The sequence below is a fragment of the Rhodococcus sp. Q genome (assembly GCF_005503035.1).
Classification (GTDB): Bacteria; Actinomycetota; Actinomycetes; order Mycobacteriales; family Mycobacteriaceae; genus Rhodococcus_G.
The window spans coordinates 1-12,899 of record NZ_SCOY01000063.1 but is presented as its reverse complement, the minus strand read 5'-3'; the positions used below and the strand labels follow the sequence as shown (position 1 = coordinate 12,899).

13 protein-coding genes and 1 pseudogene are annotated in these 12,899 nt (G+C 66.5%); 1 reads left to right on the top strand and 13 read right to left on the bottom strand.

Features of this window, described 5'->3' with window-relative positions; all coding sequences use genetic code 11:
- Positions 1-222: 222 nt before the first annotated feature.
- The 12 genes from FFS72_RS26205 to FFS72_RS26150 all read right to left on the bottom strand — a co-directional run bounded on the left by FFS72_RS26205 (position 223) and on the right by FFS72_RS26150 (position 11,171).
- On the bottom strand, positions 223-570 hold the full coding sequence (locus FFS72_RS26205) for a hypothetical protein (RefSeq protein WP_137876687.1): 348 nt from the start codon (positions 568-570) through the stop codon (positions 223-225).
- A 402-nt stretch (positions 571-972) separates the two neighbouring features.
- Positions 973-1,236 (bottom strand): hypothetical protein, encoded by a 264-nt coding sequence (locus FFS72_RS26200; protein ID WP_137876686.1) that lies wholly within the window; start codon positions 1,234-1,236, stop codon positions 973-975.
- Positions 1,237-1,309: 73 nt separating this feature from the next.
- Positions 1,310-1,819, bottom strand: coding sequence for a hypothetical protein (locus FFS72_RS26195; protein ID WP_137876685.1), 510 nt, complete (start codon positions 1,817-1,819; stop codon positions 1,310-1,312).
- An 86-nt stretch (positions 1,820-1,905) separates the two neighbouring features.
- Positions 1,906-2,295 (bottom strand): hypothetical protein, encoded by a 390-nt coding sequence (locus tag FFS72_RS26190; RefSeq protein ID WP_137876684.1) that lies wholly within the window; start codon positions 2,293-2,295, stop codon positions 1,906-1,908.
- A complete protein-coding gene (locus FFS72_RS26185) occupies positions 2,292-2,594 on the bottom strand; it encodes an immunity protein TriTu family protein (RefSeq protein WP_137876683.1) in 303 nt (100 codons plus the stop codon). The genes FFS72_RS26190 and FFS72_RS26185 overlap by 4 nt, the downstream gene beginning before the upstream one ends.
- Positions 2,595-2,610: 16 nt before the next feature.
- Entirely contained in the window at positions 2,611-2,838 is a 228-nt protein-coding gene (locus FFS72_RS26180) for a hypothetical protein (RefSeq protein ID WP_137876682.1), read from the bottom strand.
- Between the two features lie 22 nt (positions 2,839-2,860).
- Positions 2,861-3,217 (bottom strand): hypothetical protein, encoded by a 357-nt coding sequence (locus FFS72_RS26175; RefSeq protein ID WP_137876681.1) that lies wholly within the window; start codon positions 3,215-3,217, stop codon positions 2,861-2,863.
- Positions 3,218-3,271: 54 nt separating this feature from the next.
- Positions 3,272-4,765 (bottom strand): hypothetical protein, encoded by a 1,494-nt coding sequence (locus tag FFS72_RS26170; RefSeq protein WP_137876680.1) that lies wholly within the window; start codon positions 4,763-4,765, stop codon positions 3,272-3,274.
- A 343-nt stretch (positions 4,766-5,108) separates the two neighbouring features.
- Positions 5,109-5,504 (bottom strand): Imm50 family immunity protein, encoded by a 396-nt coding sequence (locus tag FFS72_RS26165; protein WP_137876679.1) that lies wholly within the window; start codon positions 5,502-5,504, stop codon positions 5,109-5,111.
- Positions 5,501-10,270, bottom strand: coding sequence for a putative T7SS-secreted protein (locus tag FFS72_RS26160; RefSeq protein ID WP_137876678.1), 4,770 nt, complete (start codon positions 10,268-10,270; stop codon positions 5,501-5,503). The genes FFS72_RS26165 and FFS72_RS26160 overlap by 4 nt, the downstream gene beginning before the upstream one ends.
- Positions 10,267-10,797 carry a hypothetical protein gene (locus FFS72_RS26155; protein WP_137876677.1) on the bottom strand — a complete coding sequence of 177 codons (531 nt, stop codon included), beginning with the start codon at positions 10,795-10,797 and terminating at the stop codon, positions 10,267-10,269. Before FFS72_RS26155 ends, FFS72_RS26160 begins: the two co-directional genes overlap by 4 nt.
- Positions 10,794-11,171 (bottom strand): SseB family protein, encoded by a 378-nt coding sequence (locus tag FFS72_RS26150; RefSeq protein ID WP_137876676.1) that lies wholly within the window; start codon positions 11,169-11,171, stop codon positions 10,794-10,796. The genes FFS72_RS26155 and FFS72_RS26150 overlap by 4 nt, the downstream gene beginning before the upstream one ends.
- A gap of 333 nt (positions 11,172-11,504) precedes the next feature.
- Here FFS72_RS26150 and FFS72_RS26145 point away from each other — a divergent pair, with 333 nt between their 5' ends.
- Positions 11,505-12,764, top strand: a complete 1,260-nt coding sequence (locus FFS72_RS26145; protein WP_137876675.1) for a T3SS (YopN, CesT) and YbjN peptide-binding chaperone 1 — start codon at positions 11,505-11,507, stop codon at positions 12,762-12,764.
- Positions 12,765-12,781: 17 nt separating this feature from the next.
- On the opposite strand, the pseudogene FFS72_RS26140 reads toward FFS72_RS26145, so the two are convergent.
- A pseudogene (locus FFS72_RS26140) lies at positions 12,782-12,899 on the bottom strand (IS481 family transposase); the annotation flags it as partial.

The window sequence follows — 12,899 nt, the reverse complement described above, 5'->3', positions numbered from 1 at the left end:
ACACGAGAACCTCCGAGCGGATGTGGGCCTTAGACAAGCCACACCCCACTCGGAGGTTCTCTTCGCATCAAGCCGACACGCCTGCTACCAACGTCCTGGCCGGGTACACCTAGAGCGTCGAGGCGATGATCGCCTCCTCGACATCGCGCAGATCGATCCGGCGAGGTTGCCCACCCACTCGGGGCACGACGGGGACCGTCGGATCGGCGTCCAGGTTGTTCCTCACTCGACGGGCCCCGGCTTCAGCAGCCTCTCCACCGCATCGATCGTCCGAGTGCCCGCATACATGTCGACACCCGCTATGTGGTCGTCAAACTCGCCGAAGCCGCGCAGCAGAATGACACCGTCCTCGGCGGCAGGCAGGAAGGCACGCAGCAGGTCACCCCGGTCGGAGGAACGGTCCCCCAGTCCGCGGAGCATGTCGCCGACACCTCGCCGCCAGGCGTCGGACTCGGGATGCAGGACGCACAGCGCCGGGCGAGTGCGTGTCACCTCGACTGCGGCGCCCAGTTCGTCGAGTCCGCAGTCGATCCAGCCTGCGAACTGCACCTTGTCGTCGTCCCTCAACATCGGGAAATCGTGACGCCGACCGCGCGGAAGTGTGACCGCGTCGCTTTCCCACTGCCGCCACAGGCGATTCCGCTGCGCCAGTAGCTCCGACAGCCGGTTTAGTGGAGTGGCGGGCCATGTCGACGCGATCAGGAACAGTCGCATCGACGCCGCTGACGGCAACCCCGACACTGCCGACAAGACGGCAGCGGCCGCACTCGCGACTCCCGCGGCGTGCGACCCGCATCTGCCGCCGGCTTGCGCCTCGACACCTAGGACATCGACAGCGCGCACGTCGGTCGGCACGTCCCGGAGTAGCGGAACATCGAAACCCGCAGTCCTGCTGATCGAGAGGTGACCACGGTCGTCAGACACGGCGATCGGTCCTCGTCGCAAGGATCGCCGTCCGGCGTTCGCAAGTCCTCACACCGGTGTCCCCCGATTCCATCCCGGCTCGACGATGAGCAGGTCGTCATGGAGCCGCGACCGGCACTCCATGACGAACCCGACTGCGGCGGCCGGGTCCCGCACGAACAGCACGTAGTCGGACTCGCTGATCTCGTAGTACTCCCCGTAATCGACGATCCTGCTGCTCACCGGGATCGAGACGAACATCCGCCCGGATTCTTCCTCCACACCGACCGAGAACCTGTGTTCCTTCGACACGACGATGTCCACGAACCTCATGTGGTCACACATCCCTTCGCCGCCAGGTGGGTGTCGATCTGAAGGCTCTTGGGAAACTCCCGTCGACCCGCCGTCACGCGACGGCGATCGCATCCGAACCCATGATCCGGAACTCCGATCCCCATTCTTGAAATCCGTTCTTCGGATACGGACTGCGCCACTCAGTCAGGTCCGGTTGCGCCTGGTCGAGGTCGATGACATCGCCTTCGTAGTAGTACCCACGACGGAAGTCGACATCGAGGACGGCCTTCTGCACGTGAAACCTCACTGCAAGCCGATCACCGTCGACCGTCATCCTGTGGCTCATGATCGACCGTGAATACGGTCGGCCGACAGTCGCGGATACGGTCCAGTCGAGTCGGCTCACCCCTTCGAGCACCATCAGTCCGGTGTCACCACCGATCTCGTCCAACCCCGTGCGCCGATCGACGATGATCCCGACGATCGAGTCGATGACATTGCACCGGACGTCGACGACCATGCACTCCTGCAGCACGTCGTCGTGCCGGAACGGACTCCAGTCGAGCCCTGCGTCGCGATGCCCGAGTTCGGGCTCGTGGTAGTAGTTTTCGAGCGTCGCCACACAAATCCCTTCAGAGAGCGATCAATCGATATCGACAGCGGAGGATCATTCTGCCCGAGTCCAACCGCCGGGCAGGATGGTTGGGTTCATGTTTCGGTCGGAAACAACTCGATCGTCGTCGTCGAGAATTCGATGAGCGCACCGACCTCTGGCGGTCGCCGCGCGTCCGCCAACTCGACCATGACCAAGCCCGGTGACAGGTCGAGAACGACGACACCGTCGTCCGCTGTCGCCGTGACGACCCCGCGGACCGTCACCTGGCCCCGGCTCGTCGCGACTCCCGCGGCACCATGGCCTGCTCGTCCGACATCCCACCGCGACAGCGGATTCGAAATCTCGACCTCGACGTCGACACATGCACCCACGTCGACACCGGATTCGCCTCTCCAGGTGGCGGTCCACTCGCCACCGTCCGACGACGACACGACGATCTCGTCACCTGCCCGCAGCGCCCGCGACGCGACGGTCACCCTCATCGGTCCGACCGCCGAATGGCGGCGAGCAGTCGATCGCACCAGCGGACAACGTCGGCAGAGCTCACCCAACTCAGGGATTCGCTGATCACCTGCCTGTCGCGAACCGATCCCATCTGAAGCTCTGCCAATCCGGACTCCCAAAGAGTCGACGATCCGAGCCGCATCGGGCCGTCCAGGTCCACGGTCACCGAGCGGAGATCGGCGGCGGTGGATTCCGAAACCGAAAGGGACAGTTCCTCGACCTCCGCCTGGGCCGAGTTCACCTCCACCCAGGCGTCGACCGTCGCCCGCAACGACACAGCCGATCCACCTCCGCTACGCATCAGCACCATCGCCACCCTCCGATCGCCGACTCGAAGGCTTCGACCGAGATTCCTCGGATCGAGAGGCATCGCTCTCGCCGTCGATCGTCCGGTTGAAGACGTCGAGGGTCAGGTCGCGCACCACCCTGTGTGACACGGCTTCGCTCACCACATCGAGCAGCATCCGCCGCGTGTACCCGTCACTCTCGACCTCGACGAAGTCGCACAGCACGTCACCCATGTTTCTCCTGCCAACAGATAGTTCATCGAAACAGGAACACGTCCATGACGCGGACGTGCCGGCCGATCGACACCTCCAACGCGCCTGCGAGCTCACCTGCATCGAAGTCGACGGTCAGGACTACGGCATCCGGCGTCTCCCTGACTCCGGGTGAGGTCGCGGCCTCCCGATACACGTCGAGTGTTCGGACACCGTCATCCCACACGACCAGTCGGACCGATCGCCCCAGCGAGTCGACAACGAGTTCGAGCTTCTGGCCACTCTCTACGCCCGCCCGAATTGCGACCACACCCGTCTCACCGTCGACAGGTGTGACACACAACTTGTCGTAGGAAGTCAGCTCATCGAGGCCCGGCAGTACGAACTGCCGGTGTGTCACCACGCCTCCCCGCGGCTCGACCACGGCCGGGCCGTATCGCCGAACACCCGTCGCTCAACGATCACGACGACCCCGAGACGCTGTCCAGTCGTACGGCAGACCGGCACGCGCGGCGACGTCCCGCTGAAGGGAATCCGGCAAGCCGCTCGTCGGCAGGAACTCGGCGACCCGTGCACGTTGGTCATCCGTCGGCGGCCGATAGTGCGCCATCGCGGCGCGGATCGCGCGGCCCGCACCGTGCAGCAACGGGTCCGGGTCCCCGCAGGCGCGGAGATCCGCGACGACGGCGTCCCACCGTCCCCTCGCGCGGCACAGCTTCCACGCTCGGTGCCGGGTCTCGGGCGTATCGGCCAACCACATCGACTCCGCATCCGCCACCGTCCAGAGCCCTGGTTGCGCGGCGAGGACGGCGCGTGCCCATCGCGATTCGCCTCGCGAACCGGAACAGACAACATCGAGCAGCCAGAAGGCGTCGTCCTGCTCGGCTCGACCGAGCAGCAGCCGCAGGCCCATCGCCCGCAGCGAGGCCGCACGATCGTGGGCGAGGGAGCGGCAGGTGGCGACGTCCGGTATGTGTCCGCACTCGGAGAGACCGAGGTGTGCGAGCGCTCGCGTCCGCGCTGGTCGCGCCATGTCGGCGACGACCTGCCGGTACGTCGCAACCGGATCCTCGCCGATCTCCGACCATCGGCGGCGCGCCCACAAGCGGACCAGAGCGGAGCGGTCGACGAGGAGTCGGCGGAGGTCGTCGCGCGCGAGGACGTCGGCGTCGAAGCGGGCGAGAGCGGCGGCACGGTCGGCAGCCGAATTGCCCCGCAGGAGCAACCGGGCGGCCACCCCCGGGTCGGTCGACTGCAAGACCGCCTTGCCGAGCGTCCGCTGAACGAGGACGTCGCGCTCACTCGCATACCTGGCAACACCGCGTTCGACGTCGAGCACCCCGAGGCCGAGGGCACGTTCGTGGGCGTGGCGCCGCAGATGCACGTCACTGTTGACCATCAGGTGACTCCACACGGTGTCGATGCCGTACGCCTTCTCGGCCGCCGCGAGGTAGTCGTCGAATATCGCTGTGCGCCAACCCCGATGCCACCTGTGCAATGTGAACAGGATCGGCACGATCACCTGCATCCGATCGACGTCGAGCCGGCACATCACCGCGGCAGACGCCGCAAGCCGGATGGGCCCGACGTGGTCGCAGGCACGCACAGCGAGCGCCCGTGCAGCCGGCACGCCTTCTTGCGAGGCGAGGACGACCACCGCGCGCTCCCGAACGTGGCCGTGTGCAAGCACGCTCGCGGCGGTCGCGACCGTCGGGTGCGCGGCGAGCACGTCCAGGCGCAAGAGTCGTTCCATCTGTGCCCGCTGCTCGGCAGTGGTCCAGCGACGACGCACCCACTGATCGAAGCGGACCAAGTCGTCGGCCGTCACCTCGCCGAGCCAATCACTGACAGCTGACAACTCCATCACATCGCCGCTGACGCTCGCGGCGACCAGCAGCGCCGCGCGCTGGTCCAGAACGCCGAACCCTGAGCCCCAATCGCTCTCCACAGATCTCACCGCCTATCGATCGGCAGGATCCCACGACCTGCTCTTTCACGTTCGCCACGCGTCCCCCGGGATGACGTGCAACGCCGAGTCCGTTCAATGAAAGTCGCTCAGCGCTGCGATGAATGAACCCTCTGGGGTGTACAGAGACCAAGGCTCGTAGTCGGAATCTGTTTCCATTCCGAGAGCTGTTCCGTCTTCGAATGCGAGCAACGCAACGTCAGGGCGGCCGGCTGCGTACCCGAACTTCGCTGCGATTCGCCCCGCCATCGACTCGATCGCCGAGTCCATTGCGGATTCATCGGATGAATTCCCGTCGACGACGTGCTCATGCGGGTGGTGGCTGTCACCTCGCGAGGCTCTTGTGTGCTCTCATCATCCGCAAGGACAGCCACTCACCCGTTGCCGTGATCGTCGGGACATTGAGACATGTCAGTTCGATCAACCCATTACTGTTTCGCTGGATTCCAAGGCGAGCACCCCTCTCGGTTCCCCAGCCCTCGATCGACAGGCTGTGGATGGAAGACAACTCGAGTTCAATCTGAACCGTATTCGCTTCCTGCGCAACCCACTTCTTAGGCGGGACGGCGGGAAACTCGGCAAGGTCGAGCCTCAGGAACAGCGATCCACCGTCCCGCTCCAAGCGAACTTCGTGGATATCCACGTCATCGAGGCTGGGATCCACTTCCCCGAATACAGCCCGCAGGGCCCTGTTATCCAGAAGGACATCCATCCAGCTCATTGCGTACCTCCGAATGGGTAATGATCACGCGTCCCAGGAAGGCTTCCGTGGCGCTCTTCACCAAGTGGGCGGACATTGAAGTGCGGTCCCTGATCCCCAACTCCGTCCTCACCAAAGTAGTGCCCTGCGCCGTGATCCTGAATCACAACTACCTGCCCGTCCTCACGTAAGTAGTAGTATTGCCGCGTTCTGATTGGAAGCCCATCATCGCCGAGAATCTTCTTGCCGTTCATATCCGTCATCTCGGGACGTGTCAGGTCGAATGGTTGCTGACTCCGCGGGATCCCAGCATCCTGTTTGGCCTCGTTGAATGCGACGTTTCGCGAGACACCGTCGCACGCCTCAGGCGTCAACCCCAGCGGGTCGATCCACCCTGTCGGATTGTGCGGGTACGCACTCGGATTCGCCGCTGGCGCCAGCCCGAGCGGGTCCTGCGTGACATACCGTCCGAGCGCTGGGTCGTAGAAGCGGTGCAGGTTGTAGTGCAGGCCGGTCTCGTCGTCGAAGTACTGGCCGGGGAATCGCAGCGGCGTCGATTCACCGTGCCAACTGGCCCGTCCCCACAGGTCGGCGGACGCCGAACCCATCACGGTGCCGGCGTCGGGATCCACCAGTTCGACCGGTGAGCCGACGAGGTCGGTGACGATCGCGAAGAATTCGGCATCGACGCGCGACTGGGTCAGCGGGGTGAACCCTCCGGGCTGGTAAGTCCACCGCGTGACATCGCCCCCGGCGTCCTGTTCGACGAGGCGGGTGCCGTCCCACGTGAATCGGGTCCGTTCGGTGACGGCCCCGTCGTCCGCCACCTTCGATTTGGTGGTCCGGCGACCGTAGGCGTCGTAGGTGTACGTCCAGCGCTGCCCGTCGGGGGTGAGGACCTCGACCAGCTGGTCGAACGCGTCGTACCGGTAGTGCCAGACATCTGGTTTGCGGGAGATACGGTTCACGACCTTGCGCACGAGCCTGCCGGCTGCGTCGTGGTGGTAGCGAGTGCGTCCGTTGCTGGTGATCAGGTTTCCGCGGTACTCGCGGCCGTCGTCGCCGGCGTGGGTGATGTTGCCGAGCGCGTCGTATCCGTAGCGCTCGCCCGGCCCGTCACCTCGGGTAACGGTCGTGATCCGTCCGGCCGGGTCCAGCGCGTACTCGGTGTTCAGGTGCCCGTCGTTCGCGACCGCGGAATGTCGGGTGAGGTAGCCGTCCGCGCGGTATTCGTACGCGTCCTCGCGGAGCACGCTGGTCGCAGCACCCGCTTCGGAGTCGAGTCCGAAGTTCAGCGACTTCACGGGATGCGCGGTCACGGTCCGCGCGGCGAGACGTCCGGACGGCGTGTGGGACTGTGCCACCGCGACCTCGCCGACCTGCCAGCCCGAGGCGATTCCACGCGGGTCGTGGGTGAACGCGACCGTGCGGCCATTGGTGGTGAGCGCCGATAGCCTCCCCGTGGGATCCCACCGCCAGGTCGTGTCGCCGCCCGACGCGCTCGACCGGCGGCGTGTGCGGCGGCCCGCGAGGTCGTATTCGAATCCCGTTCGGCGTCCGTCCACCGTCTCGCTCGATGCGAGACCTGCTGCGGTGTAGTCCAATTCGATCGTGTGCGTGACGTCATCGAGCAGTCCCGACTCGGCAACGGTGACGCGGCCGGCGACGTCGTGGGTGAAGCGGCGGAACTCGCCCGTGTAGGCGCGCACCTCGGTCAGTCGACCGAGGACGTCGTAGCTGTGGGTGCGGGTGACGCCGGTCGCGGCCGTCACGGTCGCGGGCCTGCCCATCGCGTCGCGGGTGTAGGTGGTGGTCGCGCCGGTGTAGTCGGTTTCCGACACCAGTCGACCGGCCGGGTCGTACCGGTAGGTCCAGGTGTCACCGAGCGGATTGGTCACGGCGGTGAGGCGCCGCTCGGTGTCCCACGTGTACCTGGTGGCCGTGCCGTCCGGGTCGGTGCGGGCGGCCAGCAGATCGAACGCGCCATATGTGTACTCGGTGACGCCCCCGACCGCGTCGACGTGGGTGAGGAGATTCCCCTCGCCGTCGTGGCGCCACGTCTCGGCCGCACCGTCGGCATCCGTGGCCTCGATCAGCCGGCCGCTGGGTGACCATCGTCTGGTGGTGACGGCGCCGGCCGCGTCAGTGAGACGGACGGGTCGACCGAATCCGTCCCGGTCGACCCGGGTCACGGCGCCGGACGGATCGGTCACGGCGATCGGCAGACCTGCCGCGTCGCAGTCGACGAGGGTCGTGGCGCCGGTGGGGTCGGTGACCCGCGCGATCGCGCCAGTGTCGTGGTGCCCGTACGACGTCCGCGCACCGATCGGGTCTGTGACTGCAACGAGCCGACCGCGCTCGTCCCACTGCTGACGGGTCGTCGCGCCGTCCGGGTGATGCACGGCGGCAGGTTGTTTCGGCGCCGAGTAGTCGACCGCGACAGTTGCGCCGTCAGGGCGGGTGATGCGGGCGACGTCCCCGTCGGGCGTGTACGAGTAGCCGGTGACGGCGTCGTCCGGGGTGCGGACCCGCAGCGGCTCGCGGCGGTTGTTGTAGTCGGTGTGGGTGTGGCCGCCGACCGGGTCGATCAGGTCACGCAACCGCAGGTCGGTGTCGAAGCCGTGGGTGGTGGCCGCACCGGCGGAATCGGTGACGACGGTGACGCGGCCGGTGGGCAGGTCGGTGTAGTCGAAGCGGCAGTTCATGATTCCCGCGGTGCCCCGCTGCAGCACGACGCGGCCGTCCGGGTCGTAGGTGTTGTCCATGCGGGTGCCGTTGTCGTCGACCCACGCGAGCATCCGGCCGTCGGTGTCGTACTCGAATCGGGTGACGCCGCCCTCCCCGGTCGTCACCGACGTGAGGTTGCCTTCGGTGTAGCCGAACCGGCGGACCTGCACCGCCTCGTCGCCGTCGACGACGGACAGCGACGTCACCCGTCCCGCCGCGGCCGTCACGAGCACCCGGTAGCCGCCGGAATGCGCGATCTCCCGCGGCGCACCGTTGGTGTCGTAGTGGAAGACGATGCGGTTGCGATGGCGGTCGGTGACCGCGCTGATCGACACGTTGCCGAGCGCGACATCCACCCCACCGAGCTCGGCCTTCGGTGCGAAGTGCCAGGTGATCCGGCGGTCCGGGTCGTGGACGCGGTAGCCACCGGTGTCGGTGCGGGTGAGCGGCCAGCGCTGCCCGGACGTCGGCAGCACCTCCGCGTCTACCTCCGGGTGCGGGTAGGTGAGCATGACGCCGTCCTCGGCGAGGAACGTGACACCGGCTTCCTCGACCACGACCCGCAGGTCGAGTGTTGCGGACCAGCTCGGGCCGAACCAGCGTCCGAACCGGTAGTTGGATCGGTGTCGACGACCGAGCCTCAGTGGCAGCACGCCGGGCAACGCGAGATCGATTTCCGGTAGCAGGAATTCGCCAGTGGCGACGTCGACTGGGTCACCGCCCTCGGTGTTCTGATGCCCGGTGCGGTCCGCTTCGACTCCGCTGTCCGTCGCGCTCTGATGCGCGCCGCCGTCCGCGTCGGCGAGTTGACTTGGGGTGGGCGCTGGATCGTGCCGAACATCGGCGTCCGGTGACCCGGCGTCGGCCGATGTCGGGGAAGTGTCGTGGTCGGCGGTCGAGTTGGGTGCGTCGGGGTGATGACCGTCCGGCAGGCGGTCGGCGAGTCGCGAGGCGTCGCCGAGCCCATCGGCGATGTCGACGATGTCCTCGGTCGTGCGAGCGACGAATCCGGCGCTCCCGGCACCACCGGTCGCCAGCGTGAGAATTGCGTCCCCGGTGAGGCTTCCCATCGCCTCGAACGGATTCTCCCGGAGGTCCGTCAGCATCGCCTCGACGACAGCTCCCGGGTCTGACGCGGCGATGACCAGCCCGCTCGCCAGTTCCGACATCGACTCCGCGTACTCGGCGGGGTGAGTGAGGTTGTAGCTGTCGCTGGGGTTGACCTGGCGGACGAACCCGACGATCCCGGTGAGCGACGTGACCAACCCCGAGACGAAGTTGTTGCGCGCCATCTCCCCTGTGCCGTACAGGTCGGTCGCGTTGGCGAACATGCGGTCGGTGAAGGGCGGTTCGGTCGGTGCCGTCTCGGTGGCCCCCGACAGCTGGGACACGATCTGTCCGGCGATGCCGTCGCGTTCGGCGCGGGCTCCGCGCAGGATCTCTGTCGCCGCGACCTTGGCATCGCTCCAGGTGTCGGCGGCATCGTCACCGGCCGCGGCCTCGGCCAGCTCGGCTTCGTTCCACAACGCGATCGCGTCCGCGGCGCGTCGTTGAGCCGCCTCGACCGCATGGCCCCACGTGGTGAGGCTGTTCGCAGCCGTCGTCATCGCCTCGGCTGCGTCGCGCCACAGTCTCGGCTGCTCGTCGTAGACGGCGTTGAAAGCGTCTGCAGCACTTCCGGTCCAACCGGCAGCGTCGACCGTGGCGAGCGACGTACCCACGCCGGCGATGCTCGACGCCAGCTCGCCGAGGACGGTGGCGGCCTCGGCAATCGCTGCCGCGTCGCCGCGCACGAGGTCGCGCGGGTCGTCCGTCTGACCGAGTTCGAGTTCGTCCATCGCGCCACCGGTGATGTCGGCGACTCGGTCGCCGAGATCGGTCAGTGTGTCCGCGATGGTGTCCGCGCCGAGGTTGCGGGCGGTCCGCGCCGCGCCGTCGAGTCCGGCGTCGATCACCTGCCCGACCATCTCCGCACCGGATTCAGCTGTGTCCGTGACGAAGTCGCCGACATCGTCGACGAATCCCTTGGCGTCCTCCCACTGGTCACTGAGCCAGCTCACTGCGATTCTCCCCCGTCGCCTGCTGTACCGGTCACGGCGTCGGCCGCGGTCGCCACATTCCCCCGAATCGACTGGTATGCATCAGCAAACGAATCGGCACTGTAATCGGCGTTCACGACGTTGTTGATCGGGTTGTCTGCGAAGGTCTCGCCCCAGTCCCGATCGGCGATTTCCTCACTACTCAGGTGCGGGTTGCCGACGATGTCGGTCCACGCCGTCTTGAGCATCGTCTCGGCCGCCTGCTCCATGTCGTGGTAACGACCGGCGTTCAGGTCGAGCGTGCGGGCGATCGAGTTCGCCGCCTGCACCAGGTGACGGACACCCCAGGACCAACGTTCAACGAACTCTTCGAACGCCCCTTGCACGTCGCGTCCGCCGGCTTCCAGCGGCGACAGTGACAGCAACGAGAATCCGCGCCCCATCGAGGCGGTTTCACCGACGCCGAGTTCGGCCAGGGAGTCGGTGATCGCGGTGATGCCGGCCGCCGCCTGGACGAGGACCTGCGGATCGACCTCGAGGTCCGTCACAGTTCCACCTGCTCGACGTCCGGCGGAAACGCCATCGGCGCCGCACCGGCCGGGTCGACCACGACACCGGTCGGCCGCGCCAACGCAGGCAGGATCTCGTCGAGGATTCGGTGGCCGAACAACGTGCGGAATCGCGCGGACGCCGTCTCGCCCCGCGCCGCGAGGTACGTGGCGAACTGCTCCTCGTCGGTGAACACGCACAACCAGTCGATGCCGCGAATGGTGCCGGTGAGAATCCGGTCATCGTCGGTGACGGGAAGCAGCAGGAGCGCGTCCCGCAATGCGGCGGTCAGCGACGCCGGATGGCCGAACCCCTGATGAAACGCCTCGAACTCGGCGCGCAGCTCCGCACGACCGCCTTCACTGACCCCCACCGCCTAATCCCCCCGGATCACTACGCTCCCCCGCGGCGCGCGGCAACAGCCTAGCGGAGTGACCAACGGCCATTCCTACCCAAACGAACCGACTGACCACCTGGGTCCGGACATGGCGTCAGACGATCCATCCCGATCCCGACCACCGACTCTTCTGCGCACACAACGCCCGCCACTGGCGTCACCCCATCCGTTCGCGACCACCACATCAGGTTTGCAGGACCTGGCGCGCAATCCTCACTCTGAACACTGCCCGCGGATCTCGAGCTCGCCAGACCAGCCTGTCGGTGCCTCCCCGTACCGTCTCCACCACACGGGAGGCAGGGGGCACACATGATTCAGACGAACACCTTCGACGGCGCAGTCGAGCAGTCGTGGCGGGAGTTCCGCATCGAGTTGGCGAATCAGCTGGCGGCGATGGATCGCGACGACTACTTCATTGTCGGAGCGGCGTCGGCAGATCTCACCGCACTGTCCGTCACGGTGGACTACCAGGTGTCGGATGGTTACCTCGTGTGTGTCGCGCGGAGCGCCGGGCTTGCAGTCGACCAGGTGCTGCTGGGCAGAGTCACCGGCCAGGGGTGGTTGCCGACGGGCGAACCGGACTCGGTCCGGGCAGACATGCCTGTTCGGTTCGCTGACCGCGCCGCCGTGTTGTCGGCCGAGTTTCTCCGTCAGGTCGGCGGCATCCAGCATCCCTGTTTCATCTACGCCCGCGATTCCGAGGGACCGGTCGCCCTGCGCTCCCGATCGGCGGGCGCTCCACTGGAAGCAGTGGTTCCGACGCCTCCCCAAGTCGAGTTCCCGACCGACTACGACGAGCTGCACACCGCGATTTCCCTTGCACTGGAATTGAAGTACGGAACATCCCCGGTCACCGACGAGGGAGGCGATTTCGTCCTCACCCTCGGCACCATGCAGGCTTTTGTGCTGCCGGATCCGGAACGTCCACAACTGCGGATTCTGGTCCCACTGATCACCGGTGTCACCGACCGTGCTCGCGCCGCCGAGGTTCTCGCCGACTTCAACTCCGAGTACCGGTTCATTCGCTTGACGTGGGACAGCGATCAGGTCGACGCCGCCATCGACCTTCCCGCGGCGCCGTTCTCCGCGCAGCAACTCAGTGATCAACTTGACTGCATGGCAGCATTTCTCGACACCGTTGATGAAGAGTTCGCCCACCGCTTCAACGGAGAGCTCACTCGTACGGACGACGGCGTCGACGAGGTCGAAGAACCGGAGCCCGATCTGCCGGCGGGACTCCTCGCACTTCTGCACCTGGACCCGGGTGGCGGCGGCGCCCTCGACGCCGAGCAGGTCGCGACGGTGTGCGGTTTCGACCGCGACACCATCCTCGAATATCTGCACATCAGCGAAGAGCAGGAGATCGCCTGGTACAACTCCTCGAACGAAGCCCGCGATGCGGGCGACCTCGAGGAGGCCGACGCCTGCGCCCACGAATCCCACGGATGGGAACGAACCGTCACGTCATTGCGCGAGGCGTTGCGAGTCGTCACCCTCGGCGTTCACCGTCGGCCTCAGCAGATGAAGCTGTTCGACACCCAAACCGACCAGCCTGATCTATTCAGTTAGGAACATGCGGACACAATCTAGGTGTATGAGGCCATGACGTTGGTGACACCGGCGTGGAGTCGGGTCGCTGGCGGCCGGTTTCCGGCGGCAGTGTGGGGTCGATGGTAGTTGTAGTGGACGTTCCAGACCGCGAGT

Bases quoted from the DNA above. Each gene is read 5' to 3' on its own strand.
- FFS72_RS26205 (WP_137876687.1), bottom strand. From the start codon at position 570: ATGTTGAGGGACGACGACAAGGTGCAGTTCGCAGGCTGGATCGACTGC.
- FFS72_RS26180 (WP_137876682.1), bottom strand. From the start codon at position 2,838: ATGGGTGACGTGCTGTGCGACTTCGTCGAGGTCGAGAGTGACGGGTAC.
- FFS72_RS26190 (WP_137876684.1), bottom strand. From the start codon at position 2,295: ATGAGGGTGACCGTCGCGTCGCGGGCGCTGCGGGCAGGTGACGAGATC.
- FFS72_RS26145 (WP_137876675.1), top strand. From the start codon at position 11,505: ATGATTCAGACGAACACCTTCGACGGCGCAGTCGAGCAGTCGTGGCGG.
- FFS72_RS26200 (WP_137876686.1), bottom strand. From the start codon at position 1,236: ATGAGGTTCGTGGACATCGTCGTGTCGAAGGAACACAGGTTCTCGGTC.
- FFS72_RS26165 (WP_137876679.1), bottom strand. From the start codon at position 5,504: ATGAGCTGGATGGATGTCCTTCTGGATAACAGGGCCCTGCGGGCTGTA.